The 25,752-nt window shown below is 50.7% G+C and carries 24 protein-coding genes; 9 read left to right on the top strand and 15 right to left on the bottom strand.

The genetic code is table 11. The annotated features are described in order from the left end of the window. Nucleotides 1–96: 96 nt before the first annotated feature. The 3 genes from DZK30_RS00795 to DZK30_RS00785 form a co-directional block, all read right to left on the bottom strand. Nucleotides 97–315: a type II toxin-antitoxin system RelE/ParE family toxin gene (locus DZK30_RS00795; protein WP_118972183.1), complete on the bottom strand. Its 219-nt coding sequence runs from the start codon at nucleotides 313–315 to the stop codon at nucleotides 97–99. Continuing rightward, nucleotides 312–563, bottom strand: a complete 252-nt coding sequence (locus DZK30_RS00790; RefSeq protein WP_118972182.1) for a hypothetical protein — start codon at nucleotides 561–563, stop codon at nucleotides 312–314. The genes DZK30_RS00795 and DZK30_RS00790 overlap by 4 nt, the downstream gene beginning before the upstream one ends. 91 nt (nucleotides 564–654) lie before the next feature. Continuing rightward, nucleotides 655–1,995, bottom strand: a complete 1,341-nt coding sequence (locus DZK30_RS00785) for an MATE family efflux transporter (protein ID WP_118973355.1) — start codon at nucleotides 1,993–1,995, stop codon at nucleotides 655–657. A gap of 307 nt (nucleotides 1,996–2,302) precedes the next feature. On the opposite strand from DZK30_RS00785, the gene DZK30_RS00780 reads away from it, so the two are divergent. The 4 genes from DZK30_RS00780 (at nucleotide 2,303) to DZK30_RS00765 (ending at nucleotide 7,382) form a co-directional block, all read left to right on the top strand. After that, nucleotides 2,303–5,272, top strand: coding sequence for an outer membrane beta-barrel protein (locus DZK30_RS00780; protein ID WP_162902732.1), 2,970 nt, complete (start codon nucleotides 2,303–2,305; stop codon nucleotides 5,270–5,272). Nucleotides 5,273–5,438: 166 nt separating this feature from the next. Then, entirely contained in the window at nucleotides 5,439–6,341 is a 903-nt protein-coding gene (locus DZK30_RS00775) for an AraC family transcriptional regulator (protein WP_118972180.1), read from the top strand. Continuing rightward, nucleotides 6,338–6,769, top strand: coding sequence for a DUF983 domain-containing protein (locus tag DZK30_RS00770; RefSeq protein ID WP_240432827.1), 432 nt, complete (start codon nucleotides 6,338–6,340; stop codon nucleotides 6,767–6,769). Before DZK30_RS00775 ends, DZK30_RS00770 begins: the two co-directional genes overlap by 4 nt. 220 nt (nucleotides 6,770–6,989) lie before the next feature. After that, on the top strand, nucleotides 6,990–7,382 hold the full coding sequence (locus DZK30_RS00765; RefSeq protein WP_162902731.1) for a hypothetical protein: 393 nt from the start codon (nucleotides 6,990–6,992) through the stop codon (nucleotides 7,380–7,382). Between the two features lie 72 nt (nucleotides 7,383–7,454). Here DZK30_RS00765 and DZK30_RS00760 read toward each other — a convergent pair whose 3' ends face one another. The 5 genes from DZK30_RS00760 to tgt all read right to left on the bottom strand — a co-directional run bounded on the left by DZK30_RS00760 (nucleotide 7,455) and on the right by tgt (nucleotide 12,093). Then, nucleotides 7,455–8,297 carry an energy transducer TonB gene (locus DZK30_RS00760; RefSeq protein ID WP_118972178.1) on the bottom strand — a complete coding sequence of 281 codons (843 nt, stop codon included), beginning with the start codon at nucleotides 8,295–8,297 and terminating at the stop codon, nucleotides 7,455–7,457. Between the two features lie 138 nt (nucleotides 8,298–8,435). Further along, nucleotides 8,436–9,419 (bottom strand): ADP-glyceromanno-heptose 6-epimerase, encoded by a 984-nt coding sequence (gene rfaD, locus DZK30_RS00755; protein WP_118972177.1) that lies wholly within the window; start codon nucleotides 9,417–9,419, stop codon nucleotides 8,436–8,438. Between the two features lie 20 nt (nucleotides 9,420–9,439). Then, nucleotides 9,440–9,769, bottom strand: coding sequence for a hypothetical protein (locus tag DZK30_RS00750; RefSeq protein WP_118972176.1), 330 nt, complete (start codon nucleotides 9,767–9,769; stop codon nucleotides 9,440–9,442). Between the two features lie 70 nt (nucleotides 9,770–9,839). After that, nucleotides 9,840–10,928, bottom strand: coding sequence for an LptF/LptG family permease (locus tag DZK30_RS00745; RefSeq protein WP_118972175.1), 1,089 nt, complete (start codon nucleotides 10,926–10,928; stop codon nucleotides 9,840–9,842). A 34-nt stretch (nucleotides 10,929–10,962) separates the two neighbouring features. Then, nucleotides 10,963–12,093 (bottom strand): tRNA guanosine(34) transglycosylase Tgt, encoded by a 1,131-nt coding sequence (gene tgt / locus DZK30_RS00740; RefSeq protein WP_118972174.1) that lies wholly within the window; start codon nucleotides 12,091–12,093, stop codon nucleotides 10,963–10,965. Between the two features lie 164 nt (nucleotides 12,094–12,257). On the opposite strand from tgt, the gene DZK30_RS00735 reads away from it, so the two are divergent. The 3 genes from DZK30_RS00735 (at nucleotide 12,258) to DZK30_RS00725 (ending at nucleotide 15,479) form a co-directional block, all read left to right on the top strand. After that, nucleotides 12,258–12,956: an LOG family protein gene (locus DZK30_RS00735; RefSeq protein ID WP_118972173.1), complete on the top strand. Its 699-nt coding sequence runs from the start codon at nucleotides 12,258–12,260 to the stop codon at nucleotides 12,954–12,956. A gap of 74 nt (nucleotides 12,957–13,030) precedes the next feature. Further along, complete coding sequence (locus DZK30_RS00730; RefSeq protein WP_118972172.1) at nucleotides 13,031–13,678, top strand: O-methyltransferase; 648 nt, start codon at nucleotides 13,031–13,033, stop codon at nucleotides 13,676–13,678. Nucleotides 13,679–13,754: 76 nt separating this feature from the next. After that, entirely contained in the window at nucleotides 13,755–15,479 is a 1,725-nt protein-coding gene (locus DZK30_RS00725) for a glucosaminidase domain-containing protein (RefSeq protein ID WP_118972171.1), read from the top strand. Nucleotides 15,480–15,566: 87 nt separating this feature from the next. Here DZK30_RS00725 and DZK30_RS00720 read toward each other — a convergent pair whose 3' ends face one another. From DZK30_RS00720 to DZK30_RS00690, 7 genes are all read right to left on the bottom strand, one after another. Beyond that, nucleotides 15,567–16,025 (bottom strand): hypothetical protein, encoded by a 459-nt coding sequence (locus DZK30_RS00720; RefSeq protein ID WP_162902730.1) that lies wholly within the window; start codon nucleotides 16,023–16,025, stop codon nucleotides 15,567–15,569. 124 nt (nucleotides 16,026–16,149) lie between these two features. After that, on the bottom strand, nucleotides 16,150–17,949 hold the full coding sequence (locus tag DZK30_RS00715) for a gliding motility-associated C-terminal domain-containing protein (protein WP_118972169.1): 1,800 nt from the start codon (nucleotides 17,947–17,949) through the stop codon (nucleotides 16,150–16,152). A 72-nt stretch (nucleotides 17,950–18,021) separates the two neighbouring features. Continuing rightward, a complete protein-coding gene (locus tag DZK30_RS00710; protein WP_118972168.1) occupies nucleotides 18,022–18,429 on the bottom strand; it encodes an NUDIX domain-containing protein in 408 nt (135 codons plus the stop codon). A 75-nt stretch (nucleotides 18,430–18,504) separates the two neighbouring features. Then, on the bottom strand, nucleotides 18,505–20,022 hold the full coding sequence (locus DZK30_RS00705) for an SUMF1/EgtB/PvdO family nonheme iron enzyme (RefSeq protein ID WP_118972167.1): 1,518 nt from the start codon (nucleotides 20,020–20,022) through the stop codon (nucleotides 18,505–18,507). Between the two features lie 215 nt (nucleotides 20,023–20,237). Then, nucleotides 20,238–21,752 carry a DUF6600 domain-containing protein gene (locus tag DZK30_RS00700; RefSeq protein ID WP_118972166.1) on the bottom strand — a complete coding sequence of 505 codons (1,515 nt, stop codon included), beginning with the start codon at nucleotides 21,750–21,752 and terminating at the stop codon, nucleotides 20,238–20,240. Between the two features lie 116 nt (nucleotides 21,753–21,868). After that, entirely contained in the window at nucleotides 21,869–23,071 is a 1,203-nt protein-coding gene (locus tag DZK30_RS00695; protein ID WP_118972165.1) for an aspartate aminotransferase family protein, read from the bottom strand. Nucleotides 23,072–23,093: 22 nt separating this feature from the next. Next, the gene (locus DZK30_RS00690; protein ID WP_118972164.1) at nucleotides 23,094–23,828 is read right to left on the bottom strand and encodes a nucleotidyltransferase family protein; all 735 of its coding nucleotides are present in this window, start codon (nucleotides 23,826–23,828) and stop codon (nucleotides 23,094–23,096) included. Between the two features lie 161 nt (nucleotides 23,829–23,989). Here DZK30_RS00690 and DZK30_RS00685 point away from each other — a divergent pair, with 161 nt between their 5' ends. Together DZK30_RS00685 and DZK30_RS00680 are read left to right on the top strand one after the other, a co-directional pair. Next, the gene (locus DZK30_RS00685) at nucleotides 23,990–24,730 is read left to right on the top strand and encodes a rhomboid family intramembrane serine protease (RefSeq protein ID WP_118972163.1); all 741 of its coding nucleotides are present in this window, start codon (nucleotides 23,990–23,992) and stop codon (nucleotides 24,728–24,730) included. A gap of 88 nt (nucleotides 24,731–24,818) precedes the next feature. Then, nucleotides 24,819–25,745 (top strand): rhomboid family intramembrane serine protease, encoded by a 927-nt coding sequence (locus tag DZK30_RS00680; protein WP_118972162.1) that lies wholly within the window; start codon nucleotides 24,819–24,821, stop codon nucleotides 25,743–25,745. The last annotated feature ends 7 nt before the right edge of the window (nucleotides 25,746–25,752 follow it).

Raw genomic sequence — 25,752 nt, 5'->3', positions numbered from 1 at the left:
GACAGCCTCTTTATCTCATTTCGAATACCGCTTTCGTGGATTGCGGCTGGTATGAAAATGGAAACGATCAGTAGCTCCTCGCTTCTTTTCCTGATCCTATAGATAATGAGATAGGGGAAAAATAGGAATGCCTATTTCCCAATAGTTCTTTTTCTGTTCAGGATAACGTTCGGGAAATTGTGAGATAGCAGCAATTTGTTTGTACACTTCCTCCCTGAATCTGTCGCCGAGCCCAGGCTGCCGGTCTTCGTACCATTGCCATGCTTTTAAAAATTCCTGACGGGCTTTTGCAGCAAGCAGAATGGTAAAACTCATCGATGCACACGTTTCTTTTTCAATTGTGCAATAGAGGTGTCTATATCAGACAAAGTAAAACCCTTCTCTCCACCACTTTCCCAGGCTGTATACCTCCGATCCAGTTCCTCCATTAAAATGTTATCCTTCCACCATTCCTTTTCTTCAACAATATCGTCCTCCAGCATCATATAGATCGCCCTGATTTTTTTTTCATCTGCAACTCTTATATAATCGTAGAGCTGCTCTCTGATGGCCGCTGTGTTCATACCTATCTGTGATTATTCTACAAAGTAACGAATTTATCGTTACAGGATTATCAAAATCAAAATACCTAAAAACAATCCGGGAGCGGCTTTCTTACACAGTAGCCATGTGCTTTTTTCCCGTCATCCGCAAAAAGCGCAGCGACAGGAAAAGGGCCGAAAGGGTAAGGCCGGTAATGAAGCCCAGCCATATGCCCGAAGCGCCCATATTAAAGGTGAAAGCCAGCAGGCAACCCACTGGTATTCCTACTACCCAATAAGCAACGGCAATAAGGATAGTAGGTGTTTTCACATCCTTGATGCCGCGCAGCAGACCGGCTGCTATCGCCTGCGTGCTGTCGGAGATCTGGAATATAGCTGCAAAAAGCAGCAGCATCGAAGCCATTTCCACCACAACCTTTTCATCGTTGAAGGCGAAGGGCAGCACATTCCGTAAGGAAATAAAACTGATCGCACAAAAAAGGCCATACATTAATGCCATGATGAGCGTGCTTTTGCCAATCGCATTGATGTGCGCCCAACTGTTGCGCCCAAAAGCATTGCTGGTGCGTATCGAACCGCCCTGAGCCAGCCCCATCGATACCATAAAGGTAAAGGAGGCACAAACCAGCGCGATCTGGTGCGCTGCCTGCGCTACCGGGCTTATGGTACCGATAAGAATACCGGATACGGCAAAGGCGCCGGCCTCCATACCCACCTGGAGGCTGCTGGGAATGCCGATATGCAGCAGCTCTTTAATCGTCTTCCATTTCAGCTTCCATTGGTTGCTACGTACCGCAATATACCTGCGGAAGGTCTTGTGCGTAAAAATAACGGTACCCATCACCAGGAAGATCAGGGTACGCGTGATGAGCGTACCCCAACCGGCGCCTACCAGCTCCAACCGGGGTGCCCCCAGGTTACCGAAGATCAACAGCCAGTTGATGAATACGTTAATGGGAAGCGCCAGCACCGACAACAGCATGGCTGTACGTGTAAATTCCAGCCCGTCGGTAAATTGCTTCAGTGTCATGAAAAGGATCATGGGAATAACAGACCAGCCCATCAACTGCAGAAAAGGAACAGCCAGGCGGCCTACCTCTGGGTCCTGCCCCAGGTGAAACAGCACATTCTTGCCCAGTTCCAGCGCCAGTGAGATAACCAGCGCCGAAGCAGCACACAGCCAGAAACCATTGTACAGGTAATGCGATACTTGCTGCCCGTCGCGGCGGCCATGCGCCATCGATACCATTTGGGACACGGCAATGGTGATGCCGATGCCGATCACAAAAGGAATATTGAGCACGCTCATCACCAAAGCTGCAGCAGCCAGCTCTTTGTAGCCGACACGGCCTACCATAGCACTGTCGATAATGTGGAGCGCCATTTGCGCCAGCTCGCCAAATATGATGGGTAGCGCCAGCCTGATCGTTTTACCTGCTTCTTCGCGTAACATAGCCTGTTCAATAAAATGGATAACCAATAATGCCGGGGGAGAAAAACCGGAACCGCGATTGCTTTCCGGTTACTCTTTAAAAAAGGGGCTGCAAATATAAGAAAGTACGGCCACTATGCCTTTTATTAAGAATCCGGTATTTTATTTTTGCTTTATTGATCAATAGTTTATTCTTATTTGCTTCCAAAAAGGAAATAGTTTAACTGTTCACATACGAATAACTAAATTTCACTGGAATTATCTCTTAATGAAGCTTAAACTAACAGATATTTGCCAAGTCAAAAGGCCTTTGTTCAAAACACTACTCATGCATCGCCGTCCATTATTGCTTATGCTATTTCTTGCGTTCCTGGCTACCGGTACGGTGCAGGCCCAGGGTAGCTATACGATCTCCGGTATCGTAAAGGATAACGTTAACGAAACGCTCATCGGCGCTTCTGTTTCCCTGAAGAATGGTAAGGACTCAGCCATTGCCGGTACTTCGGTCGACCTTGACGGTCATTTTGCGCTCGCCGATGTCCCTTCGGGTCCTTACCGGCTCACGATCTCGTACCTAGGCTACGACGATTACAATAAGGAGGTCAATGTGCTGGATGCAGAGGTCAATCTCGGCATTATTAAGATGTCGGTATCCCAATCAACCAAGCTCAACGAGGTTAAGATCGTGGAACGGATACCGCCGGTACAACAGAAAGAAGATACTACCCAATTCAATGCAGGTTCCTATAAAGTCAATCCCGATGCTACCGCGGAAGACCTGATCCGCAAGATGCCGGGCATGGACCTGAGCACGGGCAAACCGCAGGCACAAGGAGAGCAGGTAGCCAAAGTGCTGGTCGATGGCAAGCCTTTCTTCGGCGATGACCCGACCTCCTCACTCCGTAACCTGCCGGCAGAAGTGATCGACAAGATCCAGGTATATGATGAAAAAAGCGACCAGTCGCAGTTTACAGGCTTCGATGATGGCAATACTTCAAAAACCATCAATATCATTACCAAGGCCAACCGCCGCCAGGGCGTTTTTGGCAAGGTATATGCCGGCGGTGGCAGCGACGGGGTTACCGACAACGACGCCAGCCGGGACTTTAAGTATAATGCCGGTGGTAACATCAATTTCTTTGAGGGTAACCGCAGGATCAGCCTGATAGGCCAGACCAATAACATCAACATCCAGAACTTCTCGCCCCAGGATCTGCTGGGTATATCGGGAGGCAGCGGTGGTCGCGGCTTCGGTGGTGGCGGAGGCATGGGCCGTGGCGGCAGCGGCGGTGGCGGTATGATGGGTGGCGGCAACAATGCCTTTAACGTAGGCACCCAGAACGGCATCTCGAAAACCAATGCCATAGGCCTTAATTATTCCGACAAATGGGGCAAAAAGATCGATGTGACTGCCAGCTATTTCTTCAACAATAGCGACAACGTGACCACGCAGGATATCGAGCGCGGCAACTATGTGACACCCCAACTGCTGGGACAGACCTATCACGAAAGCAACTCATCCCATACGGTGAATAACAACCACCGGTTCAATATGCGGTTCAACTATACGATCGATTCGTCCAATTCGATACTCTTCGTGCCGTCCCTGTCGTTCCAAAGCAATAACAGCAGCTCCTTCCAGGATATCAAAACGCTTGACAGGAATTCGGATATGCTCAATTCATCAAACAACACGTACAACAGCGACCTGTCGGGCTACAATATGAACGGCTTATTCCTGTATCGCCATAAGTTTAAGAAAAAGGGCAGGACCCTCTCGCTCTTTGCCAACGGCGGCTACAACCGCAGCGATGGTAACAGTAACTTATATGCGCCGGTCACCAATACCGACACCAGCTATGTGCTCAACCAGAAAGCCGATTACCTGAAGAATGGCTGGAACATCAACTCCAACCTGAACTATACCGAGCCCTTGTCCCGCAAGAGCTTCCTTCAGATCCAATATGGCCTCAACTACCAGCAGAGCAAGTCGGACAAGCGTACCTATAATTTTTCCGATATCACCAACGATTATACCGATCCCGACACCCTGCTGAGCAATACCTTTAATACCGACTATCTCACACATAGGGGTGGCCTCACCTACCGCTATTCCGATACGTCGTTTAACTTCAACGTAGGCGTCGACTTCCAGAATGCCAACCTGGACAACCAACGGATACTGCCTTATAACAGCAACCTGCAGCGCAGCTTCAATACCATTATGCCCTCGGCACGGCTCCAATATAATTTTGACAAGAAGAAGAATCTCCGACTGTTTTACCGCACGTCGACCACAGCGCCATCTGTAGACCAGCTGCAGAATGTGATCAACAATACCAATCCTGTACAGCAATCTACCGGTAACCCCGACCTAGTGCAAAGCTACCAGCACATGCTGATGATGCGGTATAGCGCTACCAATACCAAGCTTGGCAGCACCTTCTTCGCCATGCTGTCGGGAACCGCGACGCAGCACTACATCGCCAACAGCACCATTATTGCCGGCGCGCCCATGCAATTGGAAAACGGTGTAAAGCTGGGTGTCGGCGATCAGTTTACCCGGCCGGTCAATATGGATGGCTATTACAACCTGCGCAGCTTTGTTACCTATGGCTTGCCCGTGACAGCGCTTAAATCCAACCTGAACGTTAATGCCAGCGCTACCTATACCCGCACTCCCGGCATCATCAACGAGCAAAAGAACTACGCCGGCAACACGGCATTGGGGCTTGGATTGGTGATCAGCAGCAACATCAGCGAAAAGATCGACTTTACCCTGTCCAGCAACAGCAATTATAATATCGTCAACAATACGCTGCTGACCGCATCGAATAACCGCTTCTTTAACCAGGCCAGCCGGCTCTCGATCAACTATATTTTCTGGAAAGGTATCGTGTTCAATACGGAGCTTAACCACCAGTATTATACAGGACTCTCGGCGGGCTTCAACCAGAACTTCCTGCTCTGGAACATGAGCCTTGCCAAAAAACTGTTCAAGAAGCAACAAGGCGAGATCAAGTTGTCTGTATATGACCTCCTGAAGCAGAACAACAGCATCGTACCTACCGTAACCGAAAGCTATACCCAGTACACGCAGACCAATGTACTGCGCCAGTACTTCCTGCTGACATTCACCTACAACCTGCGCTTCTTCAAAGGTGGCGCCTCGATGAAGGATGTGGAAAACAGCGACCGGAACCGCCGCGGCGACTTTCCCGGCCCCGGACCGGGTATGATGGACGGACCACCGCCGGGCGTACCACCCATGATGCCTCCTCCGGGCGGTATGCGCTAATAGAAATACAAAATACCAAGAGCTGTCTTCTGTCACCGGAGGCAGCTCTTTTTTATTAAAACCAGGCCTCGGCATGCCTGCAGCGCTTTTCCGCAACCAGTAAAAAGTACCACAAAACGAAGCCCCGCTACCACTGCAGCTATTACAGGCATTGTATCTTTGCATTATGAAAAAGGACAACAGGATACCAGTCTACGATCTGTGCTCGCTACAGGAGCAGCAGCGGCAGGACGATTTCCTGATAGAGCCTTTCGCGGCGTACCTGAAACGTCATCCCAATCTTTTTATTCCACACCGGCACAACTTCTATCACCTGGTACTTTTTACCGCCGGTAGCGGTAGTCATACCATCGACTTTGAACAGTTTGCGGTAAGCAAGGGGCAGCTGTACTTTATGGTGCCCGGCCAGGTGCATAGCTGGCAGTTTCGCGATGATGTCGATGGTTACGTTATCAATTTTTCGGAAGCCTTCTTCCCTGTGCCGGCCGGACAGGCTTCACCACTCGAGGGCTTTTCTTTCCTTGAAGGCGTGGCAGCGCAATCGGTGATACAGTTGGACCCCGGGGCGGTAAAAAAGTCTGTGCAACTGATGAAGGAAATGCTGCTGGAAAGAAAAATAAAAGACAGGTGGCAAACAGAGCGCTTGCGCCTCCTGTTGCTCGAGCTGTTTATTCTTACCGCAAGGAACAGTCCGCACCAGGAACGCACGGCCGGCCCTGGCAGCGATATTACCCTGAGACAATTCCGCAAGCTGGTCGAACAGCATTATGCCAGCATGCACCTGCCCAAGGACTATGCTGCGCAGCTATACATTACGCCCAATCACCTCAATGCTTTGTGCAACGAGCTCCTGGGCAAACCGGCAGGCGAGGTGATCCGCGACAGGATATTGCTCGAAGCCAAGCGCCTGCTCGTTAACGCCTCAGTCCACATCAACGAGATCGCATGGCAGCTTCATTTTGCCGACAACTCTTATTTTACCAAGTTCTTTAAAAAGCAAACAGGGATCACGCCAGAAGCATTCCGGAAAGCGCTGGCCAATCCTTTGCCTAAAGCCTCCGCTATATGAACATTCCAGATTCCGCCCGCAAACCCGGGCTTCTATTAAGCGTCCTGGGCAATAAATGCCCCCGTTGCCGCAAAGGCAACCTTTTTACCCATGCCAATCCTTACCGGCTCAGCAAGGTAACCAAAATGCCGGAGCATTGCCCGGTATGCGGCCAGGCTACCGAAGTCGAAGTCGGCTTTTATTACGGCACCGGCTTTGTGAGCTATGGTCTTTCGGTACTGTTCAGCATTATCTCCTTCCTGCTTTGGATCGGCACTGTGGGCATTTCCTTGCACGACAACCGCATTTTCTGGTGGCTGGGTAGCAACATCGTTGCTACAATACTGATACAACCTGTTCTTATGCGACTTTCCCGTTCGATATGGATCGCCTTCTTCGTGAAATATGAAGGTACCCCGGAACGGCAGGCAAAAGTACAGGCGGCCTAAATGCTACAGGCAAAACACTAGCCATTACTTCCAGCAAAAACCATTTATTTTTTCAGGCTATTATTATTTGCTCCTGCAAATAACTGGCTATAAAAAATAAATGGTTTTCTTTTTTTCTTACTCCGAAAAAGAGCATGTTTTCACTGATACCTACCCAGTGCAAATCAAATATCTTCACAGGACTAATCATCAAAAACCAAACAGTAAAAACCAAACAATTATGCGCAAAACCTTCCTGTCCCTAGTCGTACTGACCCTCCTGTCCCTCTGCGGCTTCAAAGCTGCCGCTCAGCATTCCGCGTGCGACCTTTGGGTCGAGAACAACTCGGCTGCAACATTGACGAACATCAGCTTTACTTCTCCTATCGACATGGTGTCTTTCAGCAATATCGCTGCATCCGGCGGCACTCAGGCAGGTATATTGCATTATGTGATCCAGGATGATGTTACCGTAGCCTTGTTTTTCAGCAACCCACCGGTAGGCGCCAAGGCCGCTATCTACAACAGCAGCTCCAGCACACCCGATGGCGTGATCAGCATACAACCCGGCCTTAATATTTTCCAGCTGAACGGGCCTATCGCATCGGGGGCGATATGGGTACGCATTAACTAGCCAGGCATTTTCGACCCATAAAAAAAGGGTATCTCTGCTGCAACCGGGAGATACCCTTTTCTTTTCTTCGGCTTAATTCAACCTGAAGGAGACAGGCAGCGAATAATAGACCTTTACATTATGACCGTTTTGCCGCCCGGGCTTCCAACGGGGCATGGCATTGACCACCCTTAAGGCTTCCTTTTCACAGCCGCCGCCGATACCCCGCAATACGGTAGCCTGCTCAATTTTTCCATCGATACCTACCACAAAACGGATCAGCACCTTTCCCTGTATCTCATCGGCCCGCGCTGCCGCCGGGTACGACAGGTTCTTTTGCAAATAGGCCATCAAGGCTTTGACACCGCCGGGAAATTCCGGCATTTCGTCCACGATGGTCTGCGGCGGCTCATTACCGGCATCACCACCGGCGCTATGGCCCGTCCGGTCGCCGCTGCCTGCAGGCCCTTCGGGCTTATCGACCGTTGCAGCAGGATTATCCCCGCCGTTACCGGGATTGGTAACCGGTCCCGCAACAGCATGGTCAAGCGTTTCGGGCGTAGGCGGCTCCATATCAGGCTTTACCAAATGATTAGGTACAATTTCCGGAGTTACGCTCCGTACTGTATTGGCTACTGAAGGCGCAACCGAAGCCTTATGCTCCGGCGGTTTGGGCGCCTCGGTTGTTTTGGGTATATCCAGCGAATGGATCTCTACGTCCCGTACCACTGTAGATCCGGCAAGTGGTACGGGTTTCGTCTTACCTAGCAATACGGGGATACCGATCCCCAGCAACAGTAGCAGACAGGTAATTCCCAATGCTTTCAGGGCGCGGCTATTGTAGTGCTTACGCAATTCATAGCCGCCATATTGCTTATTGCGATGAGCAAAGATGAGATCGAGATAATCGGCCCTGAGAATGTTTTCGCTTTTCATAAGATAGTCGTTTATCTTACTGAAGCAGCTTTACAAAATTTCCATAAAACACCCAGGCCGCCCGTTGCAACGGGCGGCCTGGTAATTGCGTTGATATTTTTGATTACCGGCAGACGAAAATCCCCGGCAATAGATGGACTAGCTATAGTACCGGGCCAACTCAAGATAACGCACGAGATAGTCGGCGATACCCTGCTCCAGCGTAAAGAAAGGTTGATCGTAACCGGCTTCACGCAGCTTGCTCATATCGGCCTCAGTATAGTACTGATAATTCTCGCGGATATCTTCGGGTGTATCGATATATTCAATTTTACCGGGAATATTCAAGACGGAGAATAGGGTATTGGCAAGGTCGTTAAAGGTACGGGCCACCCCGGTGCCCAGGTTATAGATCCCGTTCTGAGGACGTTGCTTCATGAGCCATACCATTACGGACAACAAGTCTTTTACGTAGATAAAATCACGCAGCTGAGCGCCATCCTTATACTCCGGGTTATGGGAGCGGAACAGGCGGATATAACCTCTGTCCTTGATCTGCTGATAAGCATGGAACATCACGGAAGCCATGCGACCCTTATGATATTCATTGGGGCCGTAAACGTTGAAAAATTTAAGCCCTGCCCAGAAAGGCGGCCGGTGCTTTTGCTCAAGCGCCCAGATATCGAATTCGTTTTTGGAAATACCGTAAGCATTGAGCGGCTTCAGCTTGGGGATCAACGCTTCGTCATCTTTATATCCCTGCTCTCCTTTGCCATAAGTTGCCGCCGACGAAGCATAGACCAGGGGCACATGGTGCGCCACACAATATTCCCATATACCTTTTGAATATTCCAGGTTCAGCGTGCGGAACACCTCATAGTCGGGATCGGTAGTATCGGTGCGTGCGCCAAGATGAAAGACGGCCTTAATCTTGTCAGGATGGGTTTTCAGCCATTCTGCAAATTGCTCGCGATGTACCTTGTACAGGTATTTGCTATCCCTGAGGTTAAATACTTTCTTTTCGTCGGAAAAATCATCGACCAGCACCAGCTGCTCAAAGCCAAGGTGATTGAGATGCGCCACCAGGCAACTGCCAATGAACCCTGCTGCGCCGGTAATGGCAATTACATCTTCTGTTCCCATAGATCGGTTGTATGGGTGAATTAATGGTGCGCTTCTTCGTGAGCAGGTTTTTCTGCCGGCGCTTCATGCGTTCCCTGGGCGCTGTCATGACCTTCTGCTGCAGGTGCAGCCTGTTCGGTGGCGCCATGCGCGGGCGCCTGTGCCTCCTTACCGGCTTCATGACCTTCGTCGTGGGCGCCGGCGCCATCATGCTGTTCCGTAGCTGCGCCATGACCACCATGACCTTCGCTGTTGCTTTCGGCTTGTACGAAATTAATAGCGGCAATAATAAGGCCGGCAAATATCAGCACTGCCCATAATGCAGAAGCGCTTGAGATATTGGGTTTTTCAGCTTGTACTGGATGCGACATATGCTTTTAATTCTTTTAAAACGAGGTAGCAAAAGTAGCCCTTTTTAGGAAATGTAGTAACGCGACAGGTCTATTTTATTTGCCTGGAGAACAAATAAAGCGCGACAATACCAAAAATAACATTGGGTATCCACATAGCGATCAGCGGATTCAAACCGGCATTGGTCGAAAAGGTTTGTGCAAACTGCATGAACAACATATATAAGGCACTCATCACAATGCCCATAGCCAGGTGAAACCCGCTTCCACCCCTTACTTTGCGCGAAGCGATGCAAGCGCCGATAATGGTAAGGATAAAGCCTGCAAAAGGCTGGGCTGTGCGTTTATGCAGCTCTATCAGGTAATAATTGACGCTCTCACGCCCCCGTTGCCGCTCCCGTTCAGTATAGCGGAGCAATTCAGGCGTTGTGAGCGCTTCCTTATTGCGGTCATCGTCATCCAGGTCTTCAGGGGAGAATGGAAATTTCCGGCGCAGCTCCGGTTTTACTACCAGCGTTTCCTTCAGACCGTCATTGGTACGGATCTGAACATTGGTCAATCGCCATTCCTTTTTTGCACTATCGTAATACGCCCGGTCAGCCATGATCTTTTCCTTCAGCAAAGTGCCCTCAACCGTTTCCACGGCCAGGCGACGGCCAAAACCATCGTTGAAATTGTAGCCTTCGATATACACATAGGTATGCGGATTGAGCCGCAGGTGGACATTATTATCCGTCGACACTTTCTTGGGCCAGATGTATTTGATATGAAATTCCGTGATATTCTTATTGGCCTCGGGCACTACCCAGTGATTGGCCAGCAGAGAAAGGATGCCGAGCAGGAAGCTACCGATGACATAGGGGCGCAGAAAACGCTGGAACGATACGCCTGCAGCCAATGTAGCGATCACTTCCGTCTTGTAAGCCATTTTCGAAGTAAAGAAAATGGTCGAAATGAAAATGAACAGTGGAAACAGGAGGGCCGTAATGTGCGGCACAAAGTTTATGAAATAAAACACGACAGCTCCTGTTGGCGCTTTATTTTCCACAAAGTAGTCGATCTTCTGGGAGTAATCGATTACACAAGCAATTATCGCCAGTATCATAATGGCGAAGAAGAAGGTCGAGAGGAACTTCTTCAGGATAAACAGGTCGAGTATTTTAATATATCGCTTGAGCAATGGGAAATGTTTCGGCTGTAGGCAACAACCGGGGTTACAATCTTCTCTTGACTACTTCCAGCATTTGCCTGCGCCAGGCGCCGAAGTCGCCGTCGATAATATGCTGCCGCGCCTGCTTTACCAGCTGCAGGTAGAACGAAAGGTTCTGCAAGCTGGCCAGCTGCAGGCCCAGTATTTCACTGGCAACGAACAAGTGCCGCAGGTAAGCTCTTGTATAGACCGTACTGGGTCCCTCTTCCAGCCCCGGGTCAATGGGTGAAAAATCATCGGCCCAACGCTTGTTTTTAATATTGACTACCCCTTCGGTAGTAAACAACATGCCGTTACGTCCATTACGCGTTGGCATCACGCAATCGAACATATCGACCCCCAGTCCTATGCACTCGAGTATATTCCAGGGCGTACCTACACCCATTAAATAACGTGGTTTTTCCCGGGGCAGTATGTCGCATACCAGCGCGCACATTTCGTACATGTCCTGCTCGGGCTCCCCTACCGACAAGCCGCCGATCGCATTGCCGTCGGCTTCCATGCCGGCCGCAAACTCGGCCGATTGCGTTCTGAGATCCTTATAGGTGCTGCCCTGCACAATGGGAAACAAACTTTGGTTATAGCCATACCTGGGCTCCGTTTCGTTGAAGCGCTTCATACAACGGGCCAGCCAGCGGTGGGTGAGCTCCATCGATTGCTGCGCATACCGGTAATCGCAGGGATAAGGCGTGCATTCGTCAAAGGCCATGACGATATCGGCGCCGATGCTCCGCTGGATGTCCATTACGTTTTCGGGCGTAAACAGGTGCCGCGAACCGTCGATATGGGATTGAAACAGGGCGCCCTCCTCCTTTAGCTTCCGGTTGGCGGAAAGTGAAAATACCTGGTAACCGCCGCTATCGGTAAGGATAGGCTTGTTCCAGCCGTTGAAACGGTGCAGGCCACCTGCCTGTTCCAGTATTCCGGTACCGGGACGCAGGTACAGGTGATAGGTATTTCCCAGGATGATCTGGGCTTTTACATCGTGCACCAGTTGTTCCTGCATTACGGCCTTTACGGTGCCCACTGTGCCCACCGGCATAAAGATCGGCGTTTCGATGGTTCCATGATCGGTGTGCAGCAGGCCTGCCCGCGCGCCGGTTTCGGGATCCCGGGCAATAAGTTCAAATTCCATGCGGCTGCGAAATTAAGCATATTCTTCAAGACCAGTTTGTCCTACGCACAACATCTCCTTTACATCTTACGCACAGCGTTTAAAATAATTTAAACTTATCTTTGCCTCATCCGGAATTGCCGGCTGTAGCCGGCCCGATTGCAGACTGTATTTCAAATCGCTTAATGAAAGATCAACTTCAGAAAATAAAGCTACGCGACTGGACAGAACCCCAGGCACACTCCAGCTGGCAGCTTTTTAAAATAATGGCCGAATTTGTAGAGGGATTTGAGAAGCTGGCCAAAATAGGACCTTGCATTTCCATATTCGGCTCGGCCCGTACCCAACCCGGCCACCACTATTATGAGCTGGCGGTGGAAGTAGCACAAAAGCTTTCCAAAGAAGGCTTTGGTATCATCAGCGGCGGTGGCCCCGGCATTATGGAAGCCGCCAATAAAGGCGCTAACCTTGCCGGCGGCAAATCCGTAGGCCTCAATATCGACCTTCCCTTCGAGCAACATTTCAATCCGTATATCGATAGCGATAAAAACCTCAACTTCGATTACTTTTTTGTGCGCAAGGTCATGTTTACCAAATACGCCCAGGGCTTTGTAATGATGCCCGGCGGCTGGGGAACTATGGACGAGTTCTTTGAGGTAGCAACACTGATCCAGACACGGAAATTCACCCAGACACCCCTGGTTTGTATGGGAACGGATTACTGGGGCGGCCTTTTCGAATGGATGAAAAAGGTGATGCTTGAACAAGAGAGCAATATCAGCCCCGGCGATCTCGACCTGGTCAAGATATACGATACCGCCGATGAAGTAGTCAACTATATTGGTGAGTTCTATACACACAATAAGCTGAAACCGAATTTTTAAGACGCCTTATCCGGGTGTAGCCGGAAACCTGTTTGAAGCCATCTGTATACCGTTAATCCTTAAACAGCTCAGCCATGCAGCACATCATTACACCCGATCCGATCAATTTCTACGCAGAGCAGTATACCACACCTGAAGATACGGTGCAGGCCTCGCTGAACCGGGAAACCCACGCGCAGGTAAAGGGCGCGCAAATGATATCGGGCCATCTCCAGGGCACAGTGCTGCAAATGCTCAGCCACATGATAGCGCCTACACAAGTGCTGGAGCTGGGTACCTATACAGGCTACTCTGCTATTTCGCTGGCCAGGGGGCTCAAGCCAGGTGGTAAGCTGCACACGATCGATATAGATCCTTACCTGCAGGATATGCGCAACAAATACTGGAACGAAGCCAACTTACAAGACCGCATCGTGCAGCATATAGGCGAGGCCGCCACCCTGATCCCCAAGATCAAAGGCGATTTTGACCTGGTATTTATTGATGCTGATAAAAAAAATTACAGTCATTACTTTGACCTGCTGATCGACCGTATACCAGCCGGTGGTTTTATGATTGCCGACAATGTGCTGTTTCACGGGGAGGTGATCCTTCCCAAAGACCAGCAGAGCAATACAGCAGGCCACATTCACGAATTCAACAAGAAGATTGCGGCCGACGACCGCGTGGAACAGGTAATTATGCCCGTTCGCGATGGCCTTATGCTGATCCGTAAAAAATAAACCGACACTTTCAACTGAGCCTTCCATCAGCTTCAGCGAAGCGCCTCATGGCCATTTTTCAAAACAGAAAAATCTTATGATCCGCAAGTATCTATTCTTTATTGCTTTAAGCGCCTGCACCTTCACCGGCTTTGCCCAGAAATCGTATAACGAGCAGGTGCAGGACTATATCGCTCAATATAAATCGCTGGCCATAACCGAGCAGCAACGGACCGGGATACCGGCGTCCATTACACTGGCGCAGGGTATCTTTGAAACGGCTGCGGGCAGCAGCGAACTATGCCAGAATGCCAGTAACCATTTTGGCATTAAGTGCAAAAACACCTGGACGGGAGAAACCTATACGTATACCGACGACGCCAAGGACGAATGTTTCCGGAAATATGTCTCGGCCGTCCATTCCTACAAGGATCATTCCGATTTCCTGAAGAACAACAAGCGGTATAGCTCGCTATTCGACTTGTCGCCTACCGACTATGCTGCCTGGGCCTACGGCCTGAAGCGTTGCGGCTATGCGACCAACCCGCAATATGCCAAAAAGCTGATCAAAACCATCGAGGACTTCAGGCTGCAGGAATACACTTATGCTGCGCTCAACAACAATAACGACGATGAGATATTGCTGGCATCGGCAAAGGAAATACCACTACCCCGCAAAAGCGCAAGGACGCCAGGCGAGCATATCCCCGCTGACGATGGCTACGGCCCGGGTGCCAGCGCCGCAGAGCAAAGCGATGAGCTTTACGTAGAGAAAGCCAGCTACCAGGAGCAGGCCTCGGGCAATGTGACCGACTATTACCGGGTAACTACAAAAAATAACATCAAGGGTTTTTATGGTAAGAAAGGCGATATGCTGCTGGAATATGCGATCAAGAACAAGATACGCTATGCCAAGCTGCTTGAGCTGAACGACCTGCCCGATGCACCGCTGGAAGCCGACATGTTCGTCTATCTCGAACGCAAGGCCAAAACCGCGCAAAATCCGACCCATACAATGGAAGATGGGGAAACCCTGATCCAGGTAGCGCAGCAGGAAGGTATCCAGCTGCAGCAGCTACGGTTGCTGAACCATCTTGAAAAAGGCGAGGAGCCCGTCTCCGGCACGGTCCTTAATCTGCAAACCACTTCAGAGAGCAAGCCTGAGTTATACACTGCCGGCGTCACCCGCAAAAACACGTACAAACCTACCAAGAGTCCCAGGCTCAGCAACGACGATGGCTTTGTTCCTGCCGGCAAGAAACCCGAATCCGTACCGGAGGTGAACATAGGCGATGAACCCGAAACCACTACCGCCGAAGCACAAGCTGCCGCCAACAACGACAGGGTAAACATCGCCAATGAGCGGCCCGTCGAAGAGACCATTGCCGAAGAACGCCGCAATCAGGCCCCCGCAAAAGACGAAAGCAAGATGACCCCGCTCGAGAAGCTGAAGGCGCATATGGATAAGACCGTTTATGCCAATCGTGACTTTGAGCCTAAAACCTCGGGCCATTATGAGGAAACCGCTGCCGGCACTGAAGAAGCCGTTACGGTACCCGCCCGAAACAACACCCGGACCGTCGAAACAGCCCGGCGTGCGACGAAGGAAGAGCAGAAAACTGCAGGTCAGAAGAAAGGCAGGGAGCAAGTAAAGCCAAAAGCAAAGGCCAAAGCCAAAAGCCATACCGTAAGGAAAGGGGAAAGCTTATTTGAGATCGCACAGAAATATGATCTCAGCGTTTCTGAGCTGCAAAAGATGAACAAGCAATTGCATGGCAACAAAAAGATCCAGCCGGGCATGAAGCTCAAAGTAGCCAAATAGTGCTGCGGCCAAACGATTAGTAATGCTGCCGGGGCGACCAGGCAGCATTTTTTATCGGCACGATTTAATCACGAAAAAGAGGAAAGTCTACATCTGCGCCGCTACCAGGCCAATGCCGGTTAGCAGCAACAAGCCGGCCCTTATGGCCAGCGCCTTGTAAAAGGGGGAAGGTTGCAACAGGTGCTTACCCAGACTAAGCGCCCCTACCGGCACCGTGAAGAACATGCCCAGGCACCAGAAAAAAGCAGCCAGCCGCCAATAGTTCAGCACGAACAAAATACCTATTAAGGCAATGCCAAAAACAACGCCTCCGGCTATGGCCAGGAACCGGCGAAAGGCTTGTTCCCGTTGCCGCGACAACGGCGACAGGGTATCTGGCAAACCGGAAGATGTATCAAAACGCAGCCCCGCAAACACAAGATAGAAGAGTGCCAGCAAGCCAAAGGCCGCAGTGGAAAACCATTCGCTGCCCGGCACTGAAGAGACACGCAGCACAAGACTGAGCAAGGCCAGCAGTACCAAAGCGATTTCCGTTTTCTTTATCATTTCCCAGATTGGTTGGGATAGCGACAAGGCTCCCGGCTTTAAAATTACGGTGTTGCTGCGGAAATAAGGAAGCATATTTTACAGCACCCTGAACAGAACGCATCAAAGAGTAGCAACAAGGCGCTTAAGGCACAATCGTCACATCGCCTTTAACGGTATCCTTGGTCCCATCGATAAACTCCACGCGAATGTAATAGTAATAGGTGCCCGGTTCTGCGCGCTTGTCTTTATTATAGTAATAGCCGTTCCAGCTAGCCTTGCGGGTTCCTTCTGCCAGGTATACCAATTGTCCCCAACGGTTGAATATCTTAAAGCTTTTGACCACATAGCCGCTCTTATTCACAAACTTCGGCTCAAACACATCGTTGAGCCCGTCGCCATTGGGAGAAAAGGCATTGGGCATAATGAATACCGGGATCAATGAGTCGGCCTTAATATAGAGCACGGCTGTATCCACGCAGCCTAGCGCGCTGGTCCCGATCACTTTTACCGTATCCGATTGCTGTATGAGAATGCTATGGTCTTTCCCGAATTGCCTGGGAAACACATTTTGCGGATACCAGGCGTTGATGCTGTAATCGGGCACATTGGCCGAGGTGGTAAACAATACATAGTCGCCTTTTACAGGCTCCGGCGGATCGGCCGTTACCGAAAGCTCAAAGTGCTCGACATAGATATTGTAGATATGAAGGAAACTATCGCAGCCCTGCTGACTGCGGAACGTATCGATCACGGTTGCATCTTCCAGGTATGTTTTACCCCTGAAGATCACGGTATCACAATCGCCTACCGTCTCTTCGAACCGGTCCGGCTCGCGGTAGACCTTTATATTGGTTACATTGTAAATACTGTCGCAGCCGCCCTGCCCCCGTATCGTATCGCGCAGCACGGTGCTTTGCGTATAGGTAACACCTTTATAGACCAAGGACCCGCAACCGATGGTATCCAGCGTGTGGGTCACGCTGTTGTCGGGAAAAACATTCAGTACCAACGAGGCCGGCAGGGCCAGGGGATTATCGCATAGGTCCAGCAGCGTATTACCGTCGCTGCCGGTCCTGGCCTGCAGGCTATATACGCCGCCGGCAAGCGCCGGGCTGAAGGTCAGGCGTATCCTATCGGTATAACCCTGGTTGCTGGCATTGCAATTGATCCCCTCAGCCGCGCTGATCGTGGCCCCTGGTATCGCAAAATCGCTGCCGTTGAGCGCAATTGAGGAACACTTGATCGCTTCAGACAGCTGCACAATGGCTTCGGTCGCAGTAAAGCAGGAAGAGCTCACACTTACCATACGGGGCGGGATCTGATCGTTGAACACGGCAGTAGAGCCCGAAAAATCAATACGAAAACCAGAGCTAGGTGTTCCGCCGGCGCCGAAATTGTTGATCATGATCAGGAATACTTCACCGGCAACGGCATCTATCCGCCTGCAGTAAGGATTACCGGAAAAACCGGCAGGTACGGAGATAAGGGTAGAGGTATTGTTCAGGCCGGTAATCCCGTTGTTAGGCGGCGCCCCGCCTATAGGAACATTGTTGTTGAAATTGCAGCGGATCACGTTTGCCGAGGATACTGCACTGCAGGGCGTGGTGCCCAAAGACAGCATGGCCCAGTCGTAATCATCCAGCGACATTACCGGGGTAATGGTAAAAACGATAGTTCCGGGAGCGGTTACCTTTAGCTTGAGCCACATCGCATTATCTTCGCCGGCGCCGGGTGGCGACCCTCCGGGTGAGTTACAAGGCGTATTGGGTAGATCGAAGACAAGGCCATGTCCCTGATAGCTATAAGGACTGTAAAAACCATTTCCGCAAATTTCCAGCGCACCGCAGGCGTCCTGTTCGGGACGGTTGGGGGGCAACAGCTGCGCGTTGGCGTCAAACACGCCGAAGACAAAAAGGATCAGTAAGCCGGACCAGTACTTCATAAATAATTACGAGCAAACACGCTCTCCTGTAACGTATAATAATGCCTTTATAGTATACTGTCTATCCGGGAATCAAGTAGCCTGTACCAATTGGTGGGCGACAACTTTGTCGATGGGCAAGCTGAGCAAACCAGGCAGATCTTCTGTCAGGGGAAGAAAATAAAAATGTTCCTGCCCGTTATGATAGGGCAAAGATAAGGCATTCACCGGCGCAACAAGGTAGTAAATGCTGATCACCTGCGATTGATCCCAGGCCGAAGGCTGAAAGAAATCTGTGGTATAAAAGTGTGCCTTGACATGAATCGCCTGCCCCATTTCTTCCTGCCATTCCCGTTTCAGGCCGTCGAGAGTGCCTTCTCCCCACTCCAGGCCTCCCCCCGGAAATTTAATGATCTTTTGTCCCCTGATCAGCTCTTCGCTGACCAATACTTGTCCCCGATCTAACCAGAGGCCATATACACGCACATTAAAATGCTTCATAGTTTATACTATCTATATTGAACAAGGCCCCTTCTTTCCGGAAGGGGCCTTTAAAACAAATTTATTGCGGAAACATTATCCTTTGCGCTTGCGTTTACCGAAGTGGTTGCCACCGGGATCGTTATTGAAACCAGGGCTACCCAGGCGATCCATTACGCAGCGGAAACCTACTTTGCTGCTGGTATGGCTGGCCTGCATGAAACGGCGGGTACCAGGCGACAGCCAGTAAGCGCGGTCGTTCCAGGAAGCGCCTTTGATTACACGGCTATCGTTGTTAATCAATGAAGTCTTACCATATTCATAAACATAGCCGGAAGTGGAATCGCCATCTTCAGCGCCGCGGGCATCATAACCTACATAATCGCGATCGTAACGGCCTATCAGATCAGTAGAATCAATATGTACTTTTACCATATTACCCAAGCTGTCTTTCTCGCTTAAGGTACCATCGGCTTCCATTGTATTTTTATAGAACTGGTTACCACGGAAAGGATTGAGGTCATTTACATCCTGATGCGAAGTAGCACGATATACATCCAGTACCCATTCGCTCACATTACCGGCCATATTGTACAGGCCAAAGGCGTTGGCGCCATAGGAGTAAACGGGAGCGGGCCGGTCTGCATTATCGTTCAAACCGCCGGCAACGCCCATCGCATCACCGCTGCTACGCTTGTAGTTGGCGAGATATTCGCCACGATAGGTTCCACGGTTCTGGTAACGGGGACTGCGCACATCGCTCCAGGGATATACTTTACGATCGGTAATGGCTTCTTCGCCGCGACGGCGTTTGGTACGGGGAGCAGGGTTTTTATCGATCAGGCCATAGGCTGCATATTCCCATTCTGCTTCTGTAGGCAGGCGGTAATTGGGAAGCAGGTAGCCATCAGCATAGGCTGTGTTTCTTCTACCGGCGCCATTGGGATCCAGGTCACGTTTCTGGCCACGGCCGGGTGTTCCCAGGTATTGTCCGTTGGTATAGGTTTCGGAGTTGAAGACATCCTCGTTCACCTGGTTCTGATTCTTCTTCAGCATACCGTTTTTGATGAGGATCATTTCGTTTACCCTGTCCGAACGCCATTTGCAATAAGCATTGGCCTGGTACCAGTTTACACCCACTACGGGGTAAAAATTATAAGCGGCGTGACGGAAATAGTTGGTTACCAGCGGCTCATTGAAAGCCAGAGCTTCGCGCCAGGCAGCAGTATCGGGTAAGGCCTTGCTTACTTCTTCGGGATAATCCGCTCCGTAAGAACGCTGCAGCCAGTATATATATTCGCGGTAATGCACGTTAGCCACCTCTGTTTCATCCATATAAAAAGAAGAAACCGTTACATCGCGGGGAATGTTATTACGCTCATAAGTGACGTCCTCTTCAGTCTGCCCCATGGTAAAGCGTCCACCCTCAACAGGTACCAGACCTGGTCCTGTCTGCTGGCCGGGGTAGTTGGCTACATCGAATCCACCCAGACGGGGGTCGTTGTAGTTCCATCCGGTCTTATCCGAAACGCCCTTCGTTTTGGATGAACAGGCCGGAAAGATGGTCGCTGTTCCGACGCACAACATACTCAAGCCTAATAGTGTTCTTTTCATAATAAAAAAACAGTGTGTTTTGCTGTAAAAAACAATTGCAATGTAAAATTCCCTGCAACGATAAAGATTAACTTGTATAAAATGAGTTACAATGATAGAATATTCTTTTTGAAAAGCAAAGCCATTTCAAAAATTTCTTTGATTTTTTTTTGAACAAAAAGGAAAAGCGCCATAGCTGGCGCTTTCCTTCAAAACAACTGGAAATTTCAAAATATTTAACGGCCACGGGGAGCGCTTCTTTCCACGCTTTGCGGTTCGGCGCGCTCTACACTTCTTTGCGGTTGCTGAGCCCGTTGCTGCTGCATTTGCTGTTGTTGTTGCGCCCGTTGCTGCTGCATCTGCTGTTGTTGCTGAACCCGTTGTTGCTGCATCTGCTGTTGTTGCGCCCGTTGTTGTTGCATCTGCTGCATCTGTTGCTGCTGTGCCCGCTGTTGCTGCTGCATTTGTTGTTGCTGTGCCCTTTGCTGCTGCATCTGTAATTGCTGATCTCTTTGCGCCTGCTGTTGAGCAGCCCGCTGCTGCTGCACCTGTTGATCACGCTGTACCTGCTGCATCTGGAGCTGCTGATCTCTTTGCGCCTGCTGCTGTGCAGCCCGTTGCTGCTGCATCTGCTGATCGCGCTGTTGTTGCACGGCTCTTTGCTGTTGCGCCTGCTGCATCTGGAGCTGCTGATTCCTTTGGGTTTGCTGTGCCGCTCTTTGTTGCTGCATTTGCTGGTCACGCTGTACTTGCTGCAACTGGGGCTGCTGACTCCTCTGGGTTTGCTGCGCCGCTCTTTGCTGCTGCAATTGCTGACCGTTTTGTAATTGCTGGCGGGCAGCAGGATTGGCTACTCTTGCCGGCGGACGGCCACCTCCTGCATTGGTGATCACCGAACGCTCCACATTTTTCACCTGCCTGGGCGCTGCCATTTCCTGGCTGTTGCGCGCTACTGCCTTAATAGCAGGGCGATATACACTTACCTGGCTGCCACTCACCTGGGTAGCGCCGGCACGGGTACGGTTATTAACGCTGTAGACCGGTACCCGCTGGCGGGTATACGCTTCCACATCGCTGCGCCTCGGACCGGAAATATAGGTAGAGCGGCTGCGATTATCAACGTAGGTATTGTTGATTATGGTCGTATTGTTGATAATATTAACCGTGCGACGGGGAGAATAATACCGGGAATAATTGCGTGAATAGATATTGCCGCAAGGGATGAAAGTCCACCAGGGCGTAGGTATGTCGTAGCCGGAGCCGAAAGAAATATTGATGCTGATGCCGGGCCCCATCGGCGCCCATCCGTAATAGCCGCCGCCCTGCCGCCAGTTTACCCATGCGGGGCCCCATTGCCTGCCGGGGATCCAGATCCAGCCGTACATGCTGCTCTGCGCCCAACGGCCATAGTGGAACGGCGCCCAGCCCCAGGCATAATCAGACATCCACATATTGCCGTAGTCGGTCATTACCCAATAGCCATTGGAATAATAGGGTCTGAAATCGTTACCGACATTCGGTGTCCATACATACCCGTATTGAGGGTCGTTCATCCATTGGCCATAGGGAGAAAGATCGTCGTAAAACTCCTGGTAATCGCCGTAATCACCATAATTGTCTTGGTTATAGTCCTGAGCGTTATAGTCCTGAGCATTAACTTTCGAAACGGTCAATCCTGTCGTCGTTACCATCAGAACAGCAAAAATGAGAGCAGGAATCCATCCGCCTGTCCGGTTGCTGAGCATTTTCATAGCTATGTCATTTAAAAATAATCTGAACATGATACTTACTATAGACCTTAGACAGGTCCATTCGTTTAGTAAAGGACGGTAAAGTTTAGCCAAAAAAATGTTATCGTCCATTTATTTTATTCCCCAACACATTGATCCAGTGCTTTCAACAAAATAACACAAGCTTGTTTTATTTCGGCTTCCGAGATGACCAGCGGTGGCACCAGGCGAATGCAATCGGGGGCAAACAGGAACCAGTCGGTAAAGACCCCCAATTCCCCCGGCGTGTTCAGGCAATAGCCGATTACCGCTTTCACCTGCTCATAGCTTTCGAGCGCTACAGCCAGCATGAGGCCGCAGCTTCTGACCGCCTTAATAGCCTTATGCTGCAACAGGGAACGGAATAACTGCTCTTTGGCCGCAACGCTTTCGACCATCTGCTCTGCCAGCAGCGCTTCCAGGGCGGCCTTACCGGCCGCACAACTCACTGGGTGCCCTCCGAAGGTGGTAATGTGCCCCAGCACTGGCTTATCGGCCAGAGCCTGCATCTTATCGTGGGAAGAGATGAAAGCGCCCAATGGCATGCCGCCGCCCAGCGCTTTACCTAATAACAGGATATCGGGAATAATATTGTATTGCGTAAAAGCCCATAACGTACCGGTACGGCCAAAACCTGCCTGTATTTCGTCCAGCACCAGGAGGGCGCCGGTCTCATCGCAACGTTGCCGCAGCGCCAGCATCCAACCAGGGTCGGGAGCCACCACGCCCGCCTCTGCCTGCACCGTCTCCAGTATAATACATGCCGTATGCACTGTAATCTGTTGCAGGTCTTCCCGGTTATTATAACGGATATGCCTGATGCCCGGCAGCAGGGGCCTGTAAGCGCTGCGCCAGTATTCGTCGCCCAGCAGGCTCAACGCGCCCTGAGTGGACCCATGATAGCTGTTGTGACAAGCGACGATCTCTGCACGGCCTGTAAGCCGCTTTGCCAGCTTCATAGCGCCTTCTACGGCTTCGGCCCCGGAATTGGTAAAGTAGACACAATCGAGGGAAGGCGGCAAATGTCCGGCCAGTAAGGCGGCATATTGCACCTGCGGGCTTTGTACCGCTTCTCCATAAACCATTACATGCAGGTATTCGGCGGCCTGGGCCTGGATGGCGGCCACCACTGCGGGATGACAGTGCCCCACGTTGCACACGCTGATGCCCCCGATAAGGTCGATAAAGGTTTTGCCGGTATCGTTGTACAACAAAGCACCCTTCGCACGGCTGACCGGGAAGGCCATCGGCTCGGTAGAGGTAGGCGCGAGGTGCTGCTGGAATAATTGTCTTTCGGTCATATATTCAAAAAAGTGCCGGTCATTAAAGGGTTAAATGGGCAAAGAGGGAACTCGCCTTTTCCAGGCTTTCGGGCTTGCCTACATCGATCAGCAGGTCGCCGGTATGGTCCCAGCCCCTGATCTGCCCCGAAGAGCAAAGGTCGAGGTAGACGTCGACCAGGGAGAATTTGTCCTTTTGCCGTATATGCTGCAGCAGTGCGGGGCTCATGGCGTGTATACCAGAAAAGGCATAGGAAGACCATGACGGCTCCCGGACTCCGGCAGGCAGGCGCACTTCGCCGGTCTGTACATTTTCCCAGCCTTTCAGCTCCAATTGTTCGTCGAAGAGGAAATAACGGGAAGAGCTGCGTTGCTGCACCGCAAGGGTAGCCCAGCAGGGATGCTCGCGATGATGGGCGATCAGCTTGCCGATATCGGTATTGGTAAGGATATCGACATTCATGACCAGAAATACCGGTTCCTGCTCCAGGAACGGCGCCGCCTTCATCAGTCCGCCGCCGGTTTCCAGCACAGCATCGGTCTCATCGGATATTTCTATACGGCTGCCGAAACCCTTTTCAGCTTCCAGCACATCGATGATCTGCTGCGCAAAATGATGCACATTGATCACGACATCGTAGATGCCGAAACGCTGCAGGTTGCGGATATTCCATTCCAGCAGGCTACGGCCGTTCACCGGCGCCAGCGCCTTGGGATGATGATCGGTAAAGGGTTTCAGACGGGTGCCCAGCCCCGCGGATAAGAGTAAAGCTTTCATGCATTATGACTCAGTGGCTGCAAAGTAAGCAATGATTTCCCGAACGGCAATGCAGCAGGCCGCTATAAACAATTCCCAACGGCTCCTGTTGTAATCCCTCTTTTTCTTAATTTTGAATTCTTTAGAAAAGCCAAAGGCTTTCCATACCCAAATCAACGCTTATGAGTGAATATCGCCTGGGAGGATTCCAGATTCTCCCCCCGGTCATTAAAAATCTGATCATCATCAATGTTCTTGTCTTTGCTGCTACCTATGTCTTCAGGAAAGCCGGCATTATCGATCTTGATTATTATCTGGCACTTTTTCATTGGCGTTCTCCGTTCTTCAAACCCTGGCAATTGGTAACTCACCTTTTCATGCATGGTAACCTGACCCACCTCTTATTTAATATGTTTGCGCTTTGGATGTTTGGCAACTTGATAGAAAATACCCTTGGGGCGAAACGCTTTCTGATCTTTTACTTCGTATGTGGTCTTGGCGCAGCTATATGTCATATGCTTGTGTTCAGCTGGGAAAACGTTTCCGCAATTAACTGGTATGCTCACTTAAGCGACCCAGACAAACAAACCATTATGACGCAATTTATCAATTCAAATAGAGAATCTGTTTACGCACCGGCAGCACCTATGTTTATACCTATGCTGGGCGCCTCAGGCGCCATTTTCGGTGTGCTTTTTGCATTCGGCTACCTGTTCCCTAACATGATGATCTATATTTCTTTCATCTTCCCGCTCAAAGCCAAATACTTTGTCGCTATATATGCCGTTATTGAACTGTTCTCCGGATTCCGCAACAGCCCTGTCGATCAGGTAGCTCACTTCGCTCATCTTGGCGGTATGCTGTTCGCCTTCCTTCTGCTGCGGGCCTGGAAGTTGTCCAGCCGCAATATGTGGCGTTATTAGCGGGTACAAAGCGATCGTTAAATTGGCTTTGAGGCAACTGTTTTAACCGAATTATTGTTAATTTGCTGGGGAATTGCCCCGGTGCTATATGAAAACAGTGTTTACCAGACAGCGTAGAAATTTGATGTCCAATTATGGGCAAAATGCATTGATCCAGTTGATTATTGCCAATGCTGTCACCTTTGTGCTCGCCTATGCCATGTATGTTATCGTACTGGTGCTGAGCCCCAACCAGCAGATCGAAATCAATCATATCGCACAAAAGGTCACCTTTCACAATGTGATCAGTCCCAATATTGGCTTGCAGCCGTTCCAAGCCTTCCTGCACAAACCCTGGACGCTGCTGACCTATGTATGGGCGCATGCCAGCTTCTTTACCCTGCTCAGCAATATGCTGTGGCTGTATTGCTTTGGCTCGGTGATCCAGTCGCTGGTGGGCTACCGGGAAATTATCCCTTTGTTTATTTTCAGCTATATCCTGGGCGGCTGCCTGTACCTGGCCGCTACTGTTATATGGCCCGGGCTCATCTATACAGGACCGGCGCTGGGCGCTACTCCGGCCATTATGGGGTTTGCTTTCGGCGCCATTACGCTGACGCCGAAGTTCCGCTTCTACCTGGGCGACCGCTTTTCTATTCCGCTATGGGCGATGCTGGCCATCTACCTGGTGCTCAACCTTATGAATTACGCGCCCAACCGCTACGACATGATGATCCTTGCCGCAGGCGGCGGTCTTACAGGTTTTGCCTATATACGCCTGCTGCGCACCGGCAGCAAACCGGGCGCCTGGCTATACCAATCCGGCAGCCGCATACAAGGCTGGTTCACGCCCGATGAGTTCAATGCCGAAAAGCACCAGAAGAAGCGATTGGAAACCTTTCGCCAGATCCAGCAGAAGACACGCAGCCGTGAAGAGTCGATAGACCTGCTGCTGGACAAGATCAACCAGAAAGGCTATGATTCGCTCACGGCAGAAGAAAAAGAGCAGCTGATGAAGGCCAGTAAAGACAATTGACAATATG

This window comes from Taibaiella koreensis (assembly GCF_003545715.1).
Classification (GTDB): domain Bacteria; phylum Bacteroidota; class Bacteroidia; order Chitinophagales; family Chitinophagaceae; genus Taibaiella; species Taibaiella koreensis.
The sequence above is the reverse complement of the archived record's forward strand: the minus strand, read 5'-3'. Positions and strand labels throughout refer to the sequence as shown.

Excerpts from the sequence above, each read along its gene's own strand:
- DZK30_RS00750 (WP_118972176.1), bottom strand. The coding sequence starts at position 9,769 with ATGTCGCATCCAGTACAAGCTGAAAAACCCAATATCTCAAGCGCTTCT.
- DZK30_RS00785 (WP_118973355.1), bottom strand. The coding sequence starts at position 1,995 with ATGTTACGCGAAGAAGCAGGTAAAACGATCAGGCTGGCGCTACCCATC.
- DZK30_RS00715 (WP_118972169.1), bottom strand. The coding sequence starts at position 17,949 with ATGAAGTACTGGTCCGGCTTACTGATCCTTTTTGTCTTCGGCGTGTTT.
- DZK30_RS00690 (WP_118972164.1), bottom strand. The coding sequence starts at position 23,828 with ATGAAAGCTTTACTCTTATCCGCGGGGCTGGGCACCCGTCTGAAACCC.
- DZK30_RS00680 (WP_118972162.1), top strand. The coding sequence starts at position 24,819 with ATGAAAACAGTGTTTACCAGACAGCGTAGAAATTTGATGTCCAATTAT.
- DZK30_RS00790 (WP_118972182.1), bottom strand. The coding sequence starts at position 563 with ATGAACACAGCGGCCATCAGAGAGCAGCTCTACGATTATATAAGAGTT.
- DZK30_RS00735 (WP_118972173.1), top strand. The coding sequence starts at position 12,258 with ATGAAAGATCAACTTCAGAAAATAAAGCTACGCGACTGGACAGAACCC.
- DZK30_RS00770 (WP_240432827.1), top strand. The coding sequence starts at position 6,338 with ATGAACATTCCAGATTCCGCCCGCAAACCCGGGCTTCTATTAAGCGTC.
- tgt (WP_118972174.1), bottom strand. The coding sequence starts at position 12,093 with ATGGAATTTGAACTTATTGCCCGGGATCCCGAAACCGGCGCGCGGGCA.
- DZK30_RS00700 (WP_118972166.1), bottom strand. The coding sequence starts at position 21,752 with ATGAAAATGCTCAGCAACCGGACAGGCGGATGGATTCCTGCTCTCATT.
- DZK30_RS00760 (WP_118972178.1), bottom strand. The coding sequence starts at position 8,297 with ATGAAAAGCGAAAACATTCTCAGGGCCGATTATCTCGATCTCATCTTT.
- DZK30_RS00710 (WP_118972168.1), bottom strand. The coding sequence starts at position 18,429 with ATGAAGCATTTTAATGTGCGTGTATATGGCCTCTGGTTAGATCGGGGA.
- DZK30_RS00725 (WP_118972171.1), top strand. The coding sequence starts at position 13,755 with ATGATCCGCAAGTATCTATTCTTTATTGCTTTAAGCGCCTGCACCTTC.
- DZK30_RS00685 (WP_118972163.1), top strand. The coding sequence starts at position 23,990 with ATGAGTGAATATCGCCTGGGAGGATTCCAGATTCTCCCCCCGGTCATT.
- DZK30_RS00695 (WP_118972165.1), bottom strand. The coding sequence starts at position 23,071 with ATGACCGAAAGACAATTATTCCAGCAGCACCTCGCGCCTACCTCTACC.
- DZK30_RS00705 (WP_118972167.1), bottom strand. The coding sequence starts at position 20,022 with ATGAAAAGAACACTATTAGGCTTGAGTATGTTGTGCGTCGGAACAGCG.
- DZK30_RS00775 (WP_118972180.1), top strand. The coding sequence starts at position 5,439 with ATGAAAAAGGACAACAGGATACCAGTCTACGATCTGTGCTCGCTACAG.
- DZK30_RS00795 (WP_118972183.1), bottom strand. The coding sequence starts at position 315 with ATGAGTTTTACCATTCTGCTTGCTGCAAAAGCCCGTCAGGAATTTTTA.
- DZK30_RS00730 (WP_118972172.1), top strand. The coding sequence starts at position 13,031 with ATGCAGCACATCATTACACCCGATCCGATCAATTTCTACGCAGAGCAG.
- DZK30_RS00780 (WP_162902732.1), top strand. The coding sequence starts at position 2,303 with ATGCATCGCCGTCCATTATTGCTTATGCTATTTCTTGCGTTCCTGGCT.
- DZK30_RS00720 (WP_162902730.1), bottom strand. The coding sequence starts at position 16,025 with ATGATAAAGAAAACGGAAATCGCTTTGGTACTGCTGGCCTTGCTCAGT.
- DZK30_RS00765 (WP_162902731.1), top strand. The coding sequence starts at position 6,990 with ATGCGCAAAACCTTCCTGTCCCTAGTCGTACTGACCCTCCTGTCCCTC.
- rfaD (WP_118972177.1), bottom strand. The coding sequence starts at position 9,419 with ATGGGAACAGAAGATGTAATTGCCATTACCGGCGCAGCAGGGTTCATT.